Source organism: Lachnospiraceae bacterium JLR.KK002, from assembly GCA_036941025.1.
In the GTDB taxonomy this organism is placed as follows: domain Bacteria; phylum Bacillota; class Clostridia; order Lachnospirales; family Lachnospiraceae; genus Petralouisia.
Genome location: JAYMNP010000001.1, coordinates 602,766 through 622,829, shown reverse-complemented (window position 1 = coordinate 622,829; position 20,064 = coordinate 602,766). Strand labels below are relative to the sequence as shown.

Below are 20,064 nucleotides of genomic sequence, written 5' to 3'. Positions count from 1 at the left end.
TCATTGTATCACAATCTTTCTTTCGGTACAATGGTACATATTTCTTTCAGCCCATTTTCTGAATCACGTCCATGACGCTGTTATAAGCAGCCCGCACTTCTTCCATGTCTGCTTCAAGCCCATCGTAATTCTGGCTGCGCAGCTTCTCCACCACCACAATATCCGCTTCCATCAGTTTTTTCATGCCCAGATTTCCCGCTACTCCTTTCAGCGTGTGGGCACAGTGAAAGGCTTCCTCATAATTCTGCTCTCCCAGCGCTTTTTCCAGCCCTGGGAAATTCTTATCCGCCTTAAATTTAATCAGCAGCCTCTCCAGCAGCATTTCGTTGTTCATCAGCCGCTCCAGTGCCTCTTTCATATTTACGCCTGCTGCACTTAATCCTTCTTTTATCTCCTGATTCATAATTTTTCCTCCCTTTCCTCTGAATTTATTGCTTCAATTTCTCTTCTGGACATGCGGAAACATTCCATAATTTTCGGTGAAAAAATCCCGCATTCACCGCCCAGAACCATATAATATGCTTCTTCTTTGGGATATGCCCGCTTGTAAATACGTTCGCTGATCAGCGCATGGTAGGCGTCCACCACAGATACAATCTGGGCGGAAATTGGTATCTCATCTCCTTTCAGCCCTTCCGGATACCCTTTTCCATCGTAACGCTCATGATGATAACGACAGATTTCCATACTTTTCCTGTGGTCGTCAGGAGTCTGAATACCTTTCATCATTTTCATAATTTCACAGCCTTTGGCCGTATGGGATTTCATATATTCTTTTTCTTCTCTGGTAAGTTTCGCCGGTTTGAACAGCACATGATCTGAAATCAGAAGTTTGCCGATATCCCTGAGAGCTGCCAGCTCTGCAATGGCTTCCACATCTGCGTCTGTCAGCTTATATTCCGGATAATGGGCCTGCACTTTTCTTCCGATAATCCTGCTGATTTCCCTTACGGTCTGTGTATTTTCATCAAATTCCGGATAATGATGTTCCAGAATATTACATACAATGTCGATCATCTGCTGGCTGGATTTTTTCAGCTTATCTGCCTGCAGCTTCATTACCGCATACTGTTTCCGCAGAATCTGGTTCTGTTCCTGCACTTTTTCTTCCATATGGTTTTTATGCTGATACAGAGATATATTATTGTCTACCCGTTTCCGGATTACATCCGAATCAAAAGGCTTGCGTATCATGTCGGCGGCTCCCAGCCCGATACACTGTTTTTCTGTATCTATGGACTGTTCTGCGGTAACCACCAGTACCGGAATATGATTCATCCAGCCTTTTTGTTTCATTTCCTCCAGTACCCTGCTTCCATCTTCTTCGGACAGGTGCCAGTCCAGCAGCACTGCCGCTGTCTCTCCGGAACTTTTCTCCAGAATCTGCAAAGTGGTTTTTACATCTGAGGCTTCCAGAATCTGGTAATCTCTGCGAAAAATTTCTGCCAGAATCATGCGGTTGCTTTCCACATCATCCACAACCAATATTTTATGACGATTCATACTGTTTCCTCCTTAATTCCGAAATACACCTATTTCTTTGCCGGACAGGCGCACCGTGACATTTCTCACGGAGCTGGCTGCTGTCCACTGCAGTCCGTTCATCTGCACTGCAGTCCCGGCGTTCAGGATACCGTATACCATCATTTTTGCTTCATTTGCTTTCTTCCGCTTTTCTTCCAGTTCTTTTGTACGTTCTACCTGCTGCTCCATCTGCTTGCGCTTGATATAAGTCGCCTGTTCCACTTTCAGGTACAGTTCCATTTCATTCCGCACTTCCAGCGGATACTGCTTCTGGAGCTTCCTGTATGCTTCCTCAAAGATTTCCAGCTCAGACTGGAGCTTTTTCAGTTTTATCTCTGCTTCTTCTTCTTTTTCAATCATGGCCTTGCTGACGCCCAGGGAGATATTGGTAAGAAGTCCGGCACGGTTTCCGATGTGATGGGCTTTAATCCCATTAACTGCCGCCGCATTTCCGCCGATAATTGCCCCTTTGCTGCCGGAAATTTCAATTTCTTTTCCTGCTATCAGGTTACTGTTCATTACATAATTGGCGTAAATCCCTCCATTGGCAGTCAGCGTCGCTCCTTCAAAAAATTTCCCATGAATATCCTCGGCAGATTCTATTACCGCCATTCCGCCTCCGGATACACCGTTTTTTATCACAATCCGCTTCCCGCTCTGTAAACGGGCAGCTTCCACATTTCCTTCAATAATCAGTTCATCTTTTGACTGAATCACCACGCCGCTTCCCACATTTCCTTTTACCCAGATACTGCCGTTAAACCGCAGATTTCCGGTGGATATCGTCACTTCTGTTACCACCAGCAGGGGCTGAATGGTGATTTCATTGTTTTTCAGCTCGATTTTTCCGGATTCCCGTGCAATATAGGTCTTTTTGTCCTGGGAAAGAAGGAATCCTCTTCCTTTCAGAATTTGCTTTTCCTGCCCGTTCTGAGCAGGGAGTTCCGTTCCGTCTACGGTTCTTCCCCCAATCCCCGGCTGGGCTTCATGGTACACTGCGATTACCTGACCGGCTTTTACCTGTTCAAAATATACCGTGTTCTGGTAGTCAATGGAGCCATCCTGTCGGACTGCCGGAATCTGCGGAATTCCTGTCCGAAAGAAATATTCATAATATCCGTCCCGGCCCCGCTCCGGCCGCACTCCTTCTGCCGCCAGAAATCTTCTGGTACTTTGCTCTGCTTCTTTCAGATTCTTTTCTATTTCATCCTGTTTTATTCCGAATACAACGTTTTCTCTGGCCAGAAGCCGCATGATTTCATTCTTACTTTTGGAAGTGCCTTTCTCCAGGGTAACATACACTTCCATTCTATCCCGGCTTACAGTCACCACACATTCCGATGCCTGCCGGGCCTGTTCTTCCAGCAGCTCTATCTGAAAATCTGTCTGTTCCACCTGACGAGCCTGTTCCTGCATTTTCATGCGTATCTGCCGCATTTCTCTGGCTGAATACATCAGGCTCTTATAGGCAGATACGTCCAGACCCTTCTCAAGACCCAGACGGATTTCTCTCATCTGCTGCCAGCGGTACAGTTCTTTTGCATACAGGGACACATCCACACGCCGTTCCAGGCCCAGGCGGATTTCCCGCATCTGCTGCCAGCCAAAATAGATTCTGGCATAAACGGACACATCCAGACCTTCTTCTACTCCCAGACGGATTTCCCGCAAGGATTCTCCAAGAAATTCTTTGATCAGATACCGGCTGATATCTGCCTTATGCTCCAGACCCAGACGGATTTCTTCTAACTGATCCGGCTCGTATCCCGCCTCAATGTAAGAAAAAATATCCACGTGGCCCATTTTTGCCTTGCGTATCTGGCGCAGATATCCGGCTTCCAGTTCCTGATGTCCGGACAAATCCACTCCTTCTTTCAGGCCCTTGCGTATCTGGCGCATACGGTCATAGGAAATTTCAGGTCTGGCATAGACAGACACATCCAGCCCCCGTTCCAGTCCCTTTTTAATTTCTTCCATCTGAAACCAGTCATAATTTACAGAAGTATACCAGGACACATCCAGCCCTTTTTCCAGTCCCTGGCGGATTTCCTCCACCTGCCCCTTATCAAACCCCATCGCTTCATATTTTCTGACAAGCCTACTGTTCACTTCTTCCCTTTCTCCTCTACTTATTTTCCTGTTTCTTAATTTTATGGTAAAATTACCGGACTGTCAAGAACAAAGCACCTGCGGCAATGAGACATATGTTCTGACGCCATACATATACTGGCCCATAACGAATCGGCAAAGTATATTGTTTGATAATTCACAGTAACAAGATGCTTCCTGTAAGATAATAAAAAGGAACTGCGGAAATAAATACTTCCACAGTTCCTTTTTATTTTTTATAACATCTTCAGGAATTACATCATTCCCATTCCGCCTGCACCGCCTGCCGGCATTGCAGGTACGTCTTCTTTGATATTTGCCACTACGGACTCTGTGGTCAGCAGTGTGGACGCTACGGAGGTAGCGTTCTGCAGTGCGCTTCTGGTTACCTTAACCGGATCCAGAATTCCTGCTTCTACCATATTGACATATTCTTCTTTTGTTGCGTCGAATCCAACGCCCGGCTCAGATTCTTTTACTTTATTGATAATAACTGCTCCTTCCAGACCTGCGTTTGCTGCAATATAGAACAATGGGGATTCCAGTGCTTTTAAGATTACCTTTGCACCTGTCTTCTCATCTCCGTCCATGCCCTCTGCCAGTTTTGCCACTTCTTTTGCCGCATGGATATATGCGGAACCGCCGCCTGCAATAATTCCTTCTTCTACTGCTGCTCTGGTGGAGTTCAGTGCGTCTTCCATACGGAGTTTGCTTTCTTTCATCTCTGTCTCAGTTGCTGCTCCTACCCGGATAACAGCTACGCCGCCTGCCAGTTTTGCAAGTCTTTCCTGTAATTTTTCTTTATCAAATTCAGAGGTGGTCTCATCAATCTGCGTACGAATCTGTGCAACTCTTGCGGAAATAGCGTCTTTGTTGCCCTCTCCGTCTACGATAATGGTATTCTCTTTCTGTACTTTTACAGATTTTGCACGTCCCAGCTGATCCATGGTGGTCTCTTTTAACTCAAGGCCTACTTCCTCGGAAATCACCTGTCCGCCTGTAAGGATTGCGATATCCTCCAGCATTGCTTTTCTTCTGTCGCCATATCCCGGTGCTTTTACAGCTACTACGTTGAACGTACCACGGAGTTTGTTTACAATCAATGTGGTAAGTGCTTCGCCCTCGATATCTTCAGCGATAATCAGCAGTCTTGCTCCGGACTGTACCACCTGCTCCAGCAGAGGCAGGATTTCCTGAATATTGCTGATTTTCTTATCGGTAATCAGGATATAGGGATCATCCAGTACCGCTTCCATCTTATCCATGTCGGTTGCCATATATGCGGAAATATAACCGCGGTCAAACTGCATACCTTCTACCAGATCCAGCTCTGTCTGCATGGTTTTGGATTCCTCAATGGTAATTACACCGTCGTTGGAAACTTTCTCCATAGCGTCTGCTACCAGATTTCCGACTTCTTCATCACCTGCAGAGATAGCTGCTACCTTTGCAATCTGATCCTTGCCGTTTACTTTCTGGCTCATGGCTGCAATAGATTCAATGGCTTTCTCAGTAGCCTTTTTCATACCCCGGCGCAGAACGATTGGATTAGCGCCTGCTTCCAGGTTCTTCATACCTTCTTTAATCATTGCCTGTGCCAGAACGGTAGCTGTGGTAGTTCCGTCTCCGGCAACATCATTGGTTTTTGTTGCCACTTCTTTTACAAGCTGTGCACCCATATTCTCAAATGCGTCTTCCAGCTCAATTTCTTTTGCAATGGTCACACCGTCGTTGGTAATCAGGGGAGCGCCGAAAGATTTATCCAGAACCACGTTCCTTCCTTTGGGTCCAAGGGTTACTCTTACGGTATCTGCCAGTTTATCCACACCGGCCTCTAATGCTGCTCTGGCTTCTGTGCCATATTTTAATTCTTTTGCCATGATAAATCGTCTCCTTTATTTGTGTTCTTTACATATTTTAATTAAGGAAGTTCCATTTTTATACTTCCGGTTCCCAAAAGCACCGGTTGCTTTAGTTCTCTACAATTGCAAGAATATCATTCTGTTTCACAATAATGAATTCTTCCCCGTCAATTTTTACTTCATTTCCTGCATATTTGGAGTAAATAACCTTATCGCCTTCTTTTACCTGCATGGTTACTTCTTTACCGTCTACCATTCCGCCAGGTCCTACTGCCACAACTTCTGCTTCCTGAGGTTTCTCCTGTGCACTTCCTGCCAGAATAATACCGGACTTGGTGGTTTCCTCTGCTTCGCACTGTTTTAATACAACTCTGTCGCCTAATGGTACTAATTTCATTACAATTCCTCCTTATTGAGTTCCTGTTCTGTACTTATTACATTTATTAGCACTCATTTATGTCGAGTGCTAACTGTTTCTGTACATAATTTAGCACTCCCTATTTTCTTTGTCAATATCCATTTTCAGATTTTATAAAAAGTTTAGATTTAAAGTTACAGTTCACACCTTAGCCCGCATGGGAAAATGCATGTTTACATGCGATTTTCCCCATACGGGCTAAGGAAGGGAACACCATATTATGAGCAAAGTTAGCTGCATGGCAGCGAGAAAGCGCCGAAGGCGCCTTTGCGAATGGTGTGTTGTGAACTGTAAATGCTGCCAGGCTGCTCAAATTTATTTGATAAAGGCTGCGTTTTCATCTCAGTCCAGGGGATGTTCTTCTATATACTGCTCCATAATAGCAGCGGCCATCCGGACTAATTTCCCGCAGGGACGTTTTTTATAGTATTCTTCTGTTCGTTCCGCCGGTGTCGGCTCATCCTTTTTCCGGTTCAGCCCCAGCAGTTCCCGGCAGACAATGGAGCCATTTTCCTGCTCAAAGGCCGCCGCAAGCTGCTGGATTCTCTCATAGTGCTCTTTTTTACCCTGCATGTCTCCCGGCGTATCATATCCATACAGGATTCCCGCTGTCAGAAACATACCGCTGACGGAGCCGCAGACCTCCCGCAGCCTGCCCATTCCCCCGCCGAAAGAGGAACTGAGCCTGGCCGCTGTTTTCTCATCCATACCATGCAAATCTGAAAAGGCCAGAAAAACCGCCTGGCTGCAATTATATCCTTTTTTGAAATTGTCTTCTGCTATCTGTCCGTATCGGCTCTCTTCAAAATACATTTTTCTTCTCCTGATTCATAATCACTTTATCAGCTGAAATAAATCAGCTCATCTTCCGGCTTCTCCGCCGGCTGTATCTCCAATGCGTACAGGACAGGGCCTTTTCCCCGGTATTCCAGTGCAAATTCATTCTTCATTTCCGCGGTAATGGTAATCCAGGATTTATGAGAAATCTCTGCGGCTTTGTCATATTTGCATTTGAAGCCCACAAAGGTAATATCATCCGCACAGCAGGTCATGGCAAACCTTCCCGGAATAAACACGCCTTTTTTCAGCTTCTCCGGACGGTACACCAGAGCCAGGAACCGCACCTTTTTTCCCTCATATTTTTTTGGATCATCCAGAGCATCCATATACCAGATGCCATAATCCATGTCTGTAATCTCAATCACATCCTGATTCAGGTCATAGGGCAATTCTTCCATATCATTCTCGTCTATGGTTCCGTCCTCCCGCTCATAGGCAATCTGAGCTTTCCGGTTCAGCACCTTGATGGCCCGGCGAAATTTCCCTTTGGGAGTGTCATCGGTACAACGGTTGATAATAACCACATCTGCCGCAAAAAGCTGTTCCATAATCATGGCCCGCATATTGGCCAGATACATTTCAAAGGTGGAAGCGTCCACCGTAGCCAGAGACTGTACCAGCACCCAGTTTTTGGGCAGCTTCATCTCCAGAAATGTGGACATCTGCCAGGTTCCGTTGTATTCGATAAATACCTGATCCGGGCGGTATGCTTTGCCAAGCTCCTCCAGTTTTTCTCCGGTAAATCCTTCCTCTTCTTCTATTATTGCCAGTTCGGTGTTTACGTTCCGTAATTCCTCTTCTTCAAATTCCACTTCTCCCTCTTCACAGAGAATCAGCAGCGTTTTTCCATTTTCGCTGAAATTTCCGTCAATCAGCGTCTCCCGTATCAGAGAGCTTTTCCCGCTGTCCATAAAGCCGGAAAACAAATATACCGGAATTTCCATCTTTTCACACCCTTCCTATATTCCAAACAGCTCTGCCAGTTTTTCTTCTTTCATGTCCGTTCCAATTACACAGAGCCTTCCGGTGTAATCCGGTTCCCCGGTGCGCAGCTCATACTCTCCGTCTACCATATCAAAATAAATCCAGGTACCGTCTTCTGCCGGAACCATGCCCTTTGCCCTTAAAATGGTACCATAATCTTCCGTATCACAAAATGCTTTCATGGCATGTTCAATGGTATCTCTGGTAAATACGTGAGGCGTCTCTCTGCCCCAGCTTGTGAAAATTTCATCTGCATGATGGTGATGATCATGGTCGTGACAGCCGCAGGTACAGTCCGGCCCATGGTCGTGCTCATGATGGTCGTGTTCATGCTCATGATGATGGTCATGCTCATGCTCATGCTCGTGATGATGATCATGGTCGTGATGATCGTGCTCATGATGGTGCTCATGCTCGTGATGCTCATGCTCATGATGGTGCTCATGCTCATGATGACGGTCGTGCTCATGATGGTGTTTCTGTTCTTCCACCAGTTCTTCTTCCAGTGATTTCTGCTGTTCGATTACTTTATAAATCTGTTTTCCGTCAATCTCATCCCAGGGCGTGGTAATCACAGCGGCATCCGGATTTTTCTCCCGGATGGTTTTTACCACCAGTTCCGTCTGCTCCGGTTTCACATTCTGTGTACGGCTTAACACAATTACCGTGGCGTATTCAATCTGGTTATTGAAAAATTCACCGAAGGCTTTCATCTGCCTGATGGCTTTGGCTGTATTAACCACGGTAATCCGTCCGTTCAGCTTCACTTCGTTCTCCGCTTCCACTTCCCGTACAGATTTCATTACATCAGAAAGTTTTCCCACGCCGGAGGGCTCAATGAGAATCCGGTCCGGATGAAACCGCTCCATCACTTCCCGCAGGTTTTTCCCGAAATCCCCCACCAGGGAACAGCAGATACAGCCGGAATTCAGCTCGCTGATTTCAATACCGGAATCTTTCAGAAATCCTCCGTCAATGCCGATTTCTCCAAATTCATTTTCAATCAATACGATTTTTTCACCCTGAAATACATCCTCCAGCATTTTTTTGATAAAGGTTGTCTTTCCTGCGCCTAAAAATCCTGAAATAATATCAATCTTCGTCATTCTTTTCCCTCCATCTTAATTACAATAGCGAATCACAACAGGTTACCATTCCTTTTTCCACCAGAAATACCGGCCGGTAAGACAGCTTCGCTTTCCGAAGCCCCTCTGCTCCTGTGTCCTCCTCCCGGTTCACATATCGGTAATCCTGGGCCTCATGAGCCACAAACTGCTGATTTATCATGGGATACGCCCCCTGAATCTCCGCAAAGGCTTTTTCAATATGCACCACAAAGGTATCGGGATTCAAGGGTTCCCCGATGGTAAATGCAACAATTTCCCCTTCCGGCTCTGTCCGCAGCAGGCCGCCCTTTAACTGCAGCTCCTCCAGAAGGCGCAGGGCATTCAGAGTTACACACATCTCCGCCCGCTTTTCTTCATCCTGGTCGCATTCCGCTTCTTCACGCCATTTCAAAGCCATCTGGAAACATTCTTCCACATTTTCCCCGGTCACAGGTTCGTACACCCAGTCAGGATAATTTTCCTTAAATTTATTGATATGGTTCCGTTTTCCATGGAGCTTTTTGCCTGCAAGGGTGGTAAGTTTCTCCGTTTCGTACACATAATCGGCGGAATCCCTGTCGTATGCAATCTGAAATTTTCCCGGATACCACTGTTCCAGCAGTTCAAATTCCTGCTCCTGTACCAGGTGCATGTGAAATTCCTTCTGCTGCTGCCGGAACCATTCCATCATCACATCCATTGCTTTCCGAATCTGTTCCGGCTCCCCTGCCGGAAAGGTAATGCTGGGTTCCCCGTTATCCAGAGTTCCCCGAAATACCAGCGTATCTTCCACCACCGCAAAATCCGTGGGATATTTCCGGCTCCAGAGGTAAATATTCGGGAAAATCAGTTCGCAGCTCCGATATGTTTTCCGGTTCAGATAGTTCTCAATTAATTCCCGGTCTTCCAGTCCGATTTTCTTAAATTCGATTTCCATAAATCTCCTGTCCGGCGGCTTCCGGCCGCCTTCTTCTCTTATCTTCTATCCGGCAAACTGCATACTGTAGAGCTTTGCATAAATGCCGTCTTTTTCCAGTAATTCTCTGTGGCTTCCTTCTTCTTCGATTCCGCTGTCTGTCAGCACCAGTATTTTCTCTGCATTCCGTATGGTAGACAGGCGGTGGGCAATCACAAAGGTGGTACGGTTTTTCGCCAGTTTTTCCAGAGATTCCTGCACCACTTTTTCACTTTCGTTATCCAGCGCTGAGGTTGCCTCGTCAAATATCAGTATGGGCGGATTTTTCAAAAATACCCTTGCAATAGACAATCTCTGCTTCTGGCCGCCGGAAAGTTTCACGCCCCGCTGGCCGATATCCGTATCATACCCGTCCGGCAGGGCCATAATAAATTCATGGGCATTGGCGCTTTTGGCCGCTTCCATTACTTCCTCTCTGGTAGCTCCCGGCCTTCCGTAACGAATATTGTCCATGACCGTACCCACAAACAGGTACACATCCTGCTGCACAATGCCAATCTGACTGCGCAGGCTCTTTAAAGTCACATCCCGGATGTCCTGTCCGTCAATTTTCACGGCGCCGCCCGTCACATCATAGAACCGGGGAATCAGGCTGCACAGGGTACTTTTTCCTGCACCGGAGGAACCCACCAGAGCCATGTAAGCCCCTGCTTCTACCTCCAGGTTAATGTGGTTCAGCACCGTTTCCGTATTTTCTTCATAATGAAAAGATACGTTGTCAAAGGAAATATCTCCTTTGACATGTTTCAGCTCCACAGCCCCCGGCCGGTCCGCAATATCCGGCGCAATAGCCATCATTTCCATAAAACGCTCGTATCCGGTATAGCCGTTCTGGAACTGCTCCGTGAAGTTAATCAGCTTTTTCACCGGCTCCGTAAAGGTATTAATATACAGAAGAAAGGTAATCAAATCTGTCACACTGACCTGACCGTTGGTAATCAGCACTGCGCCGGATACCAGCACCACAATGGTTATCAGTGTGGTCAGGGCGCCGAGACCGGAATGATATCCGGCCATGTAGCGGTAACTGTTCTTTTTGGCCGCCAGAAATCCCTGATTTCCTTCTTCAAACTTGTCCAGTTCCACTTCCTCATTGGCAAAGGATTTCACCACCCGGATGCCGGACAGGTTATCCTCAATCTGGCTGTTGATTTCTGCAATTTTTACCCGGTTCCGCTTAAAAGCCCGTTTCATCCTGGTATTAAAATACATGGCGTACACCAGCATGACCGGTATAAAGGCAAAAGCTATCATGGTGAGTTTCACATCAATATTCAGTAAAATTACAAAGGAACCCACAATCTTGATGACAGAAATCACCAGATCCTCCGGCCCGTGATGCAACAGCTCGCTGATGTCAAACAAATCACTGGTGATTCTGGACATAAGCTGTCCCACTTTCTGATTGTTGAAAAAAGAGAATGACAGCTTCTGGTAGTGACCGAAAATCTCCGCCCGCATGTCATACTCAATCTTTGCTCCCATCACATGGCCGTAATTGGCAATAAAATAATTGCAGAAACATTCCACCGCAACAAGCACCAGCATCAGAACTGCCAGTCCCGCAATCTTATGCAGCGCCGCCCCCGCTTCCATGGTAATCACATGATTTGTAATATAACGTACAATCAAAGGAATTACTAATGTCACCCCTGCACCCAGAATTGCAAAAAACATATCTGCAAGAAATAAGGGCAGGTAGGGCCTGTAATAGGATGCCAGCTTTTTCAGTTTTCGTTCCATTAAAATCCCCTTTCTTATAAAATTTTTATTGGGCTTATTCCCCACCGGCATTATGCCATATGCAATTTTGCGCCCACAGGGCATATTATAACACAACTGGTATTTTTTTCAAATCTTTTGAGGGAAGTCTTTCTCTGCATTATTTTTATCCAGTTCAGGAGCATTCATTACACGATATTGTTGCATTTTAAAATTGAGCTCTCGTTTTTTCTGTCACTTTTTTCTGTCGCTTTTTTTCTGTCGCTTTTTTCCGTCACTTTTTTTCTCCTGCAATTGAAATTTTACTGCCCTCTTTCAATTCCTGATAGCTTTCATAATCAAACTGCCGCCGGAACTCTGCCCCCAGCCATTGAAATGCTTTTACAAACAGCTTCACCCTTCCTTTTCTTTCTATATTTATATAGGTAGGTATGATCACATTTCCGCCTGGTTTGCATACCCGTTCCAGTTCCCGTATGGCCAGACGGGGGTCTTCCAGCAGATGAATCACATTTCCGGCCACAACTTTGTCAGCAGCATTGTCTCTGCATTTTAAATTTGTCATATCTGCCCGCCTGATTTTTACATTGGAATATTTTCTGCATTTCCGTTTTGCCTGTCTGAGCATTCCCAGGGAATAATCGGTGGCAATCACTTTACGGCACAACGGCGCTATCTGCCCTGTAATTTCTCCGGTTCCGCAGGCGCATTCCAGCGCGGTGTCCTCCGGCTCTATCCATTCAGCCACATCTTTTCCCAGCTGTGCATAAACTTTTCCGTTATATAACGTCTCAAACAGGTCATACATACCTGATACCTTGTCCCAAAACATATGTTTTACCTCCTGGTTCCTGTCAAAAGAAAAATAATTGTCTGTCCTCCGGCTGTGATACACCGCTCCATATTTTTTTATTATATTCTTTTACCGGCAGAATCTCAAGGTAATTTCCATAATAAAATTGACGCACGGAAGCTGATATTTTATAATATAGAAAATATGTAACTATTCAAAACCCAATGAAAACCTGACGCCAGACTGTTCAAATAAATTTGAACAGGGTCTGATGGCTTTATTCCTGAAAGGAGCAGACTTATGACCCCAGCAGAAACTTATTACGAAAACCTTGCCAAAACCACCATGAAAAATCTGGAAAAGCGCCATTTTGAATGCCATTACTGCAAAACTGCCGAAGAAGCTGTAACACTTGCTTCTGAACTGGTGCCCTCCGACAGTACCGTTTCTTTCGGAGGCTCCATGACTCTGGCAGAATCCGGTATGGCTGACGCGTTAAGACAGCGCGATGATATTACGCTGCTTGACCGCAGCAAAGCCGGCACCCCGGAAGAAGTAAAGGAAATTTACCACAAATCCCTGAATGCCGACTATTATTTTATGAGCAGCAACGCCATCACGGCCGAGGGGGAACTGGTGAACATCGACGGCACCGGAAACCGGGTGGGCGCCCTGATTTACGGGCCGGAACATGTGATTATCCTGGCAGGTATGAACAAAGTAAGTCCCACACTGGAAGAAGCAGTTTCCCGTATAAAAAATGTGGCTTCTCCCCTCAATGCCAACCGCCTGAACCGGAATACCCCCTGTGCCGCTACCGGATTATGCGCCGACTGTTTGAGTCCGGACTGTATCTGTTCTCATACGGTCATCACCAGAAAAAGTGCGCCGGAAAAGCGGATTAAAATCATTTTAATCGGGGAACCTCTCGGATATTAAAACATCCGATTCGCCGTCTCGCACAGGCTTATGTCTACAGGGAGCAATGCCGGCCTTTTGGAATATATGAAGGTGACACTATCATTGATGATACAGTAACAATTTCCATCTATCATTCGGCAGGTAATTGCCCGGCAGGCAATTGCGAAACTATCCAGTTATCAAAATTTCATGTACAATTGCTACAGTTTCTCTTAAATATTTTCCGCATACAAAAGGCCGAAATGCCAGACGCATCGGACATTCCGGTAAGCCTCCGACTACAGATAACCATGTTCAGCAAAGGCTTCCATGGTTATCTGAGTCTTACCTCCATGGTGCTGAAATGCATTTCTCACCTTTTGCACGAAAAAATATTTATATTCAAAAAGTGTTTGCATGGGTGACGACGCAGACGATTACACACTTACGTACACCATTGACTCATCTACAAGATTCAGCGATATTTTTCAGGGTTTAAGAAAAAAAGGGTATTTTCCCAATGTTTCTGGTAATGGTTTGGACACTATTTTATGGTGAAAATGATTTAATATCATGGAAAACAAAAGAAGATAAACTGTATAGCCGTTTTGTCACCGGAGAATCAACTGTCTTTGACCGGATACGTCGGACGCCTGCTAACATATACTTTAAGTATTATTCTCCTCCTGAAAAAAGGGCTCAGCAGATATTCAGGATGTTTGACGGTTCTAAATTTCATATACGGCACGAGGGATTTATGCCTGAGTATGAAACGTACGGTATTCCCCAGGCGGTTGAGGAGCGTTGGCGCAAAGCTCTTTTCATATGATAGTTATCCTTTTGCTGAACGGATTGAAGTACGTCTTATCGGGCCAATTCGTTCTTATTGGCTTTTTGTTTATCGGGAAAACAGGAATGAATGTTATCCTGATTTCACAAACGCCATCCCTGTATTCTTCTTGCAGCACACAGTTCCCAATCTGTATCTCATCTTCATCTTTTACAGGATAAAAGATATTTTTCTCCGTATCGCAAATCACAAGTTCTTCTATTTCGACTGATACATTTTTGTGTCAAAAGGATTGGGAATTTTCGGAGCTGTTCCTGCAACAGGATTTTCATCGGTTATCAGTATCGTTCTAATGCTCCCCAATTGGGTCAAAAGAAAAATACGTTCCGTCTGGTAAAAACAAAGATAAAGAAAGATATCATAAACCAGGGGATATCCTCTGGTTTTCCGCCTTTGATTGCCCGGCTTTCCGTATCAGCCCACCCGCTGTATATAAATCCCCGGCAATCATAAGCCCATAGCGGTTCCGGTAACGAACATGTACTCTCTCAACCTTTTCATTCAATTCACAAATATAATGGCTCATAATCTAATCTCCTTTTTTATTCTGATTTTTCAGGCGAAAATGTTACTGTAACATTTCCATCACCCAAAGCTGCCAGTAAATCCTCTTTCGTGGCATCCTGGATTTTTCCCAGACGGGTAAAATTCCAGGAATTTGTGTCTTAATAAATCGTAATACTCGTACCGGGGTAAAGAATCACATCTCCTGGTTCCGTTGTAATCCGCTCATCGTTCCTCGGCAGCGTATTCCCTGTTTCACCAACCTTCTCAAAACTGCCGTAGTCATGCATGTCAACGGTATCTGCACCTCCCCAGGCAGTAATCTAATCCATATGACCATCCCGAAAATGAACAGCAGACCGACACATTTCGTGTCAGCCCATCCGGCATCTTTGGTATCAAAGGTGCAGTCCTCAAAAACCGCATTTTTGATATACTGGAAGGAATACTTGCCCCTGAAAGTGACTCCCCGGAATGTGAGATTTTCAGAACGCATCATAAAGTATTCGCTGACCGCAGTGCTGTCTTCCATACGGATGCCCCGCACCGACCAGCCAAACTCCGGCGAAATAATATCACAGTCCCGGATAACCACATCACTGCATTCCCGGAGAGCCTTAATCCCATGCATCTTCGTATCCGTAATCTCAATATAGTCGGAATACCAAAGGGATGCACGACAAAGTTCCGTCATTTCAGAACCGGAAATTTTAAGCCCATGGTCATGCCAGAACGGATAGCGGAGATTAAAAAAACAGTTTTCGGCCGCAATATCGGAACATTCCTTAAAGGCGCTTTCCCCGTCTGCCGGGCCATCAAAAGAACAGCTTTTCACCAATACGCCTTCGCTCCCATAGAGAGCCCTTTCCATGTCAAAAGTCTGATTTTCAATGATTCTCATTACCAATTTCCTCCTTGTTTTTCTTTTATTTAAATTATAGCAGTCAATTTATTCCATAATAAATACTTATATCTTATCATTTTCAATAGTTGAAAACTATTGAAATTCGTGTTATAATACAGAAAACCAAAAAGGAGAACAGCACATGGAATTACGTGTACTTCAATATTTTCTTGCAGTGGCAAGGGAACAAAGCATTGTCCGCGCAGCAGAATCCCTCCATCTTTCCCAGCCAACCCTTTCCACTCAGATCAAGGCAATGGAGGAAGAACTGGGCAGGCAGCTTTTAATCCGCGGCACCAAAGGTTCCAGAAAAGTCACATTGACAGAAGAAGGCATGATCCTTAGAAAGCGTGCGGAAGAAATTTTAAACCTCGTCCATAAAACAGAACGTGAAATTTCGCTTTCGGACGAAGTTGTCGTTGGGGATGTCTATATTGGAACCGGCGAAACGGACGCTGTCCGTCTGATAGCAAAAGCCGCGAGGGAACTATACCAGACATATCCGGGAATCCACTACCACATCGCAAGCGGCAATGCAGTTTTTGTAATGGAGCAGCTTGAAAAAGGGCTGATTGATTTCGGCCTTGTGTTTGGTGCCGTAGATCAGGCAAAATATAATCATATTAAGATACCGCTTACAGAAGTCTGGGGCGTGCTGATGAGGAAAGATTCTCCTCTTGCTGCAAAATCGGATATTTCTCCGGAAGATTTATGGGACAAACCGCTGATCCTGTCAAGGCAGGAAGATTCATCCGGTGCATTGGCGTCCTGGATGCAGCGTGAAATATCAGAATTGGAGGTTGTCGCGACTTATAACCTGCTTTTTAATGCTTCCCTGATGGTAGATGAGGGCCTGGGCTACGCGATTGGATTCGATAAAATCATTAATACTTCCGGAAACAGCAATCTCTGTTTCCGCCCTCTCAACCCACGAAGGGAAGTTGGAATGTGCATTATATGGAAAAAATACCAGGTGTTTTCTAAAGCGTCTGAAAAATTCATGGCACAACTGAATGAAACGCAGAAAGAAATTATTTAAACATTCAGCTTCAGATTCATCTCTTCTTCTGCCTGCTGCTTAAATTCTTCCAGCTGATCCTGATCCGGCACCGGAAGTTCTTCAATGGACTGAACTCCGAAACTTCTTAAGAATTCCTCCGTAGTCCCGAACAGCAGAGGCCTTCCCGGCGCGTCCAGCCTGCCCAGTTCACAGACCAGATTATATTCCATCAGTTTATTGACCGCATGAGCACAGCTCACTCCCCGTATCTTTTCAATTTCCAGCCTGGTAATGGGCTGTTTGTAGGCAATAATAGACAGTGTCTCCAAAAGCACATCGGTCAGCACATGGCGTTTGGGCTGCCGGGCAATTTTTATCAGATATTCGTACATTTCTTTTTTGGTACACATCTGAACGGCATTTTCAATTTCCATAATCTCAATTCCGCGGTTTTCCGCTTCATACCGTTTCATCATACCATGTAAAATATCCCGGATTTCCTCCGGACTGACCTCCAGAACTTCCGCCAGTCTGGACAGCTCCACAGATTCCCCCATGGCGAATAAAATCCCTTCAATAATTGCTTCCTGTTTCTCCAAATTCATACTGACCTGACTCCTTATGCCGGCACCTGGCTTTCCCCGCTGTTTGCATAAATAATAATATCATCAAAAATATGTTCCTGAGAAATATGTATTTTTCCTGTTTTCATCAGTTCCAGAACCGACAGGAAAGTGACAATAATTTCCATTTTGCTGCTCTGGGCTTCCAGCAGTCCCCGAAAGCTGAACCGCCTGTGATGTAATGCATACTGCTCCAGATACACCATACGTTCGTCCAGGGATACCTCTTCCCGCTCGATTTTTCCAAACCGGGAACGGATTGGATCAACTTTATCTTCCTGCCTGCGCATAACAGATTTAAAAATCCCGTTGAGCTTTTTCAAAGTCACATCTGACAGCAGTTCCTGCAAATTCACCGGCTCCTCGTACTTTCTCACTTCCTCCGGGATTGTGGGCATTTTAAACAGCACTTTTTCCGCGTCAATCTGCCTGTCCTTTAACTCATAGGACATACACTTGTACATTTTATATTCCAGCAGCTTCTGGACCAGCTCCGCTCTTGGGTCTTCCTCTTCTTCCTCAGTTTCCTCCCTGGGCAGCAGCATTCTGGATTTGATATCAAGAAGGGTGGCGGCCATCACCAGAAATTCACTGACAATATTTAAATCCTGCCGCTGCATTTCACTGATATATTCCATATACTGGCTGGTAATTTCCACGATGGGAATATCATAAATATTTACTTTGTTTTTTTCCAGCAGATGTAAAAGCAAATCCAGAGGACCTTCAAACACCTGCAGCTTTACCGTCAAATCCATACTATCCCTTCCTCAAAACAGCACTATCACATATTCTACCTGTATCTGCCGCTTTTTTCAAGGGAAATTTTGTCATCTGCTCCCGTTTTCCGGCAAAAATCTTACCGCCAGCAGTTCCGCCCGGTTAAAAATCCGTATATGAAAGGTATGGGTGCCCAGCCCCCGGCTGACAATCACGCTCCTGTCTCCCACCTGAAACCGTCCCGCGTCATATCCTGGAAACCAGGTAAGCTGAGGAGAAATAATACTTCCAATCCCCGGAATCCGTACCAGTCCCCCATGATTATGGCCGCAAAAGGTCACGTCTGCCCCCCAGCGGATATAATCCTCTGCATACGCCGGATTATGGGCAAGAAGAATCCGGAACAAATCCTCCCGCCGGTCCGGCAGGCGTTCCTGCATGTAGTTTTCTTCCAGCGGGACAATCCGCCCTTTTTCGTAATAATCCAGCTCCAGTTCCAGGGCAGACAACTGTACCCTGTTCCCGCCCATGGAAATTTCCCGGCTCTCCGTCTCCATCACCGTAATCCCTGCTTCCTTCACCTTTGACATATAATCCTGAAACAGCGGATGATTGATTCTTTCCGGGTCACGCAGGCGGCTTTCATGATTTCCATAACTGTAATATACCGGGGCAATGGCTGCAAGCTGTTTCAGCGTCTCCAGTGCAGTCCCATATGTCCCGCTGTATTTCGACACCAGCATATCTCCGGGGATAAAAATTATATCCGGATTTAATTTTCTTATTTTTCCCAGAAGTCTCTTATTCTCTTTTCCATAAATAAATCCATGCAGGTCTGCGATTACAATTCCCAGCGCCTGCTCTTTTATTTTGGATGAAGAAATCTCATATTCCGTCACCCGGAACCTGGTCAGTTCCCATTTCTGCCACAGAATACAGCACAAAACAACTGTAACCATTAAAAATAAAATCTTCATTTATTTTCACCTTCCCTGGAATATCATACATGCCTTCCGCTTAAACTATTATATAACATTTGGAGGTTCTGATATGCATTGTATATTGTCTTTTTTCCTGTCTGCGTGTTTGCTGATGTCCTCCCTGCTTCCCACTTCAGAAGTAACTCCGGAACAGCCGCCTGCAGAGGAAATCACCGTTTCCGCTCCTTCCGTGGTGCTGATGGAAGCCTCTACCGGCCAGGTTATTTACGAAAAAGAGGCTCACACCTCCCTCCATCCGGCCAGTATTACGAAAATCATGACCATGATTCTGATTTTCGACGCTCTGGAGGAAGGAAAAATCTCACTGGAAGATACCGTAACTGTATCGGAATACGCTGCCAGCATGGGTGGCTCACAGGTTTTTCTGGAACCTGGAGAGACCCAGACTGTGGAAACCATGCTGAAATGTATCTCGGTGGCCAGCGCCAATGACGCCTGTGTGGCCATGGCGGAGCACATCTGGGGCAGCGAACAGGAATTTGTCTCCAGAATGAACCAGCGCGCCAGAGATCTGGGCATGAAAAATACCACGTTTGTAAACTGCTGCGGCCTGGACGTAGACGGGCACATGACCACCGCCTGGGATGTGGCCCTGATGTCGCGGGAACTGATTACCCGTTACCCGCAGATACATAATTACTGTACCATATGGATGGAAAATATCACCCACGTTACCCGGAGAGGCTCGTCGGAGTTCGGCCTTACCAATACCAACAAACTGATTCGCCAGTATCCCTATGCCACCGGATTGAAAACAGGTTCCACCTCCCAGGCAAAATACTGCGTTTCCGCTACCGCTGAAAAAGACGGTATGAAGCTGATTGCGGTAATTATGGCAGCTCCGGACCACAAAGTCCGTTTTCAGGACGCCACCACCCTGTTAAATTACGGGTTTGGAAAATGTCAGGTGTATAAAGATGAAAATAAGGATAAACTGCCCAATCTGGATGTCCACGGCGGCGTCACCGACCAGGTCCCTCTGGCCTATGAATCCGGATTTTCCTGGCTGGACGTGACAGGTTCGGATTTATCCGCCATAACCAAAGAACTGGTTCTCCCGGACGCCGCGGAGGCGCCTGTCAAAAAAGGCCAGACTGCAGGAAAAGTTGTCTACAAACTGAATCAGAAAGAAATCGGCTCTGTCAATATACTCTTTCAAAAAGGGGTAAAAAAGGCACTGTTCCGGGACTATTTTCTGAAAACACTGGAACAGCTCCTGTTCTGTTAG

The 20,064-nt window shown here is 45.7% G+C and carries 19 protein-coding genes and 1 pseudogene; 3 read left to right on the top strand and 17 right to left on the bottom strand.

What is annotated here, in order from left to right; translation table 11 throughout:
• Nucleotides 1-46: 46 nt before the first annotated feature.
• From VSQ32_03005 to VSQ32_02955, 11 genes are all read right to left on the bottom strand, one after another.
• Nucleotides 47-403 (bottom strand): Hpt domain-containing protein, encoded by a 357-nt coding sequence (locus VSQ32_03005; GenBank protein ID MEH2941847.1) that lies wholly within the window; start codon nt 401-403, stop codon nt 47-49.
• The gene (locus VSQ32_03000; GenBank protein MEH2941846.1) at nt 400-1,503 is read right to left on the bottom strand and encodes an HD domain-containing phosphohydrolase; all 1,104 of its coding nucleotides are present in this window, start codon (nt 1,501-1,503) and stop codon (nt 400-402) included. The genes VSQ32_03005 and VSQ32_03000 overlap by 4 nt, the downstream gene beginning before the upstream one ends.
• A 12-nt stretch (nt 1,504-1,515) precedes the next feature.
• Complete coding sequence (locus VSQ32_02995) at nt 1,516-3,633, bottom strand: FapA family protein (GenBank protein ID MEH2941845.1); 2,118 nt, start codon at nt 3,631-3,633, stop codon at nt 1,516-1,518.
• A gap of 254 nt (nt 3,634-3,887) precedes the next feature.
• Nucleotides 3,888-5,513: a chaperonin GroEL gene (groL, locus tag VSQ32_02990; protein MEH2941844.1), complete on the bottom strand. Its 1,626-nt coding sequence runs from the start codon at nt 5,511-5,513 to the stop codon at nt 3,888-3,890.
• A gap of 91 nt (nt 5,514-5,604) precedes the next feature.
• On the bottom strand, nt 5,605-5,892 hold the full coding sequence (gene groES / locus VSQ32_02985; protein MEH2941843.1) for a co-chaperone GroES: 288 nt from the start codon (nt 5,890-5,892) through the stop codon (nt 5,605-5,607).
• Nucleotides 5,893-6,255: 363 nt separating this feature from the next.
• Nucleotides 6,256-6,726, bottom strand: a complete 471-nt coding sequence (locus VSQ32_02980) for a C-GCAxxG-C-C family protein (protein ID MEH2941842.1) — start codon at nt 6,724-6,726, stop codon at nt 6,256-6,258.
• Between the two features lie 29 nt (nt 6,727-6,755).
• Complete coding sequence (locus tag VSQ32_02975; protein ID MEH2941841.1) at nt 6,756-7,697, bottom strand: GTP-binding protein; 942 nt, start codon at nt 7,695-7,697, stop codon at nt 6,756-6,758.
• Between the two features lie 15 nt (nt 7,698-7,712).
• On the bottom strand, nt 7,713-8,843 hold the full coding sequence (locus tag VSQ32_02970; GenBank protein MEH2941840.1) for a CobW family GTP-binding protein: 1,131 nt from the start codon (nt 8,841-8,843) through the stop codon (nt 7,713-7,715).
• 19 nt (nt 8,844-8,862) lie between these two features.
• Nucleotides 8,863-9,780, bottom strand: coding sequence for a phosphatidylglycerol lysyltransferase domain-containing protein (locus VSQ32_02965; GenBank protein ID MEH2941839.1), 918 nt, complete (start codon nt 9,778-9,780; stop codon nt 8,863-8,865).
• A gap of 45 nt (nt 9,781-9,825) precedes the next feature.
• Nucleotides 9,826-11,562 carry an ABC transporter ATP-binding protein gene (locus VSQ32_02960; GenBank protein MEH2941838.1) on the bottom strand — a complete coding sequence of 579 codons (1,737 nt, stop codon included), beginning with the start codon at nt 11,560-11,562 and terminating at the stop codon, nt 9,826-9,828.
• Between the two features lie 253 nt (nt 11,563-11,815).
• Nucleotides 11,816-12,436: a class I SAM-dependent methyltransferase gene (locus tag VSQ32_02955; GenBank protein MEH2941837.1), complete on the bottom strand. Its 621-nt coding sequence runs from the start codon at nt 12,434-12,436 to the stop codon at nt 11,816-11,818.
• Between the two features lie 198 nt (nt 12,437-12,634).
• On the opposite strand from VSQ32_02955, the gene VSQ32_02950 reads away from it, so the two are divergent.
• Entirely contained in the window at nt 12,635-13,273 is a 639-nt protein-coding gene (locus VSQ32_02950) for a lactate utilization protein (protein MEH2941836.1), read from the top strand.
• 1,169 nt (nt 13,274-14,442) lie between these two features.
• On the opposite strand, the gene VSQ32_02945 is transcribed toward VSQ32_02950, so the two are convergent.
• The 3 genes and pseudogenes from VSQ32_02945 to VSQ32_02935 all read right to left on the bottom strand — a co-directional run bounded on the left by VSQ32_02945 (nt 14,443) and on the right by VSQ32_02935 (nt 15,489).
• Nucleotides 14,443-14,610, bottom strand: a complete 168-nt coding sequence (locus VSQ32_02945; GenBank protein ID MEH2941835.1) for a hypothetical protein — start codon at nt 14,608-14,610, stop codon at nt 14,443-14,445.
• A gap of 139 nt (nt 14,611-14,749) precedes the next feature.
• On the bottom strand, nt 14,750-14,878 hold the full coding sequence (locus VSQ32_02940; protein ID MEH2941834.1) for a cyclophilin-like fold protein: 129 nt from the start codon (nt 14,876-14,878) through the stop codon (nt 14,750-14,752).
• An 89-nt stretch (nt 14,879-14,967) separates the two neighbouring features.
• Nucleotides 14,968-15,489, bottom strand: a pseudogene (locus VSQ32_02935) (DUF3737 family protein).
• A 145-nt stretch (nt 15,490-15,634) separates the two neighbouring features.
• On the opposite strand from VSQ32_02935, the gene VSQ32_02930 reads away from it, so the two are divergent.
• Nucleotides 15,635-16,531, top strand: coding sequence for a LysR family transcriptional regulator (locus tag VSQ32_02930; GenBank protein ID MEH2941833.1), 897 nt, complete (start codon nt 15,635-15,637; stop codon nt 16,529-16,531).
• On the opposite strand, the gene scpB is transcribed toward VSQ32_02930, so the two are convergent.
• The 3 genes from scpB to VSQ32_02915 form a co-directional block, all read right to left on the bottom strand.
• The gene (scpB, locus tag VSQ32_02925) at nt 16,528-17,097 is read right to left on the bottom strand and encodes an SMC-Scp complex subunit ScpB (protein ID MEH2941832.1); all 570 of its coding nucleotides are present in this window, start codon (nt 17,095-17,097) and stop codon (nt 16,528-16,530) included. The two genes, VSQ32_02930 and scpB, sit on opposite strands and share 4 nt — an antisense overlap.
• A gap of 14 nt (nt 17,098-17,111) precedes the next feature.
• Nucleotides 17,112-17,873: a segregation/condensation protein A gene (locus tag VSQ32_02920; GenBank protein MEH2941831.1), complete on the bottom strand. Its 762-nt coding sequence runs from the start codon at nt 17,871-17,873 to the stop codon at nt 17,112-17,114.
• A gap of 72 nt (nt 17,874-17,945) precedes the next feature.
• Nucleotides 17,946-18,812, bottom strand: coding sequence for a metallophosphoesterase (locus VSQ32_02915; protein ID MEH2941830.1), 867 nt, complete (start codon nt 18,810-18,812; stop codon nt 17,946-17,948).
• Nucleotides 18,813-18,927: 115 nt separating this feature from the next.
• Between VSQ32_02915 and VSQ32_02910 the strand changes: the two genes are divergently transcribed.
• Nucleotides 18,928-20,064, top strand: coding sequence for a D-alanyl-D-alanine carboxypeptidase family protein (locus VSQ32_02910; protein ID MEH2941829.1), 1,137 nt, complete (start codon nt 18,928-18,930; stop codon nt 20,062-20,064).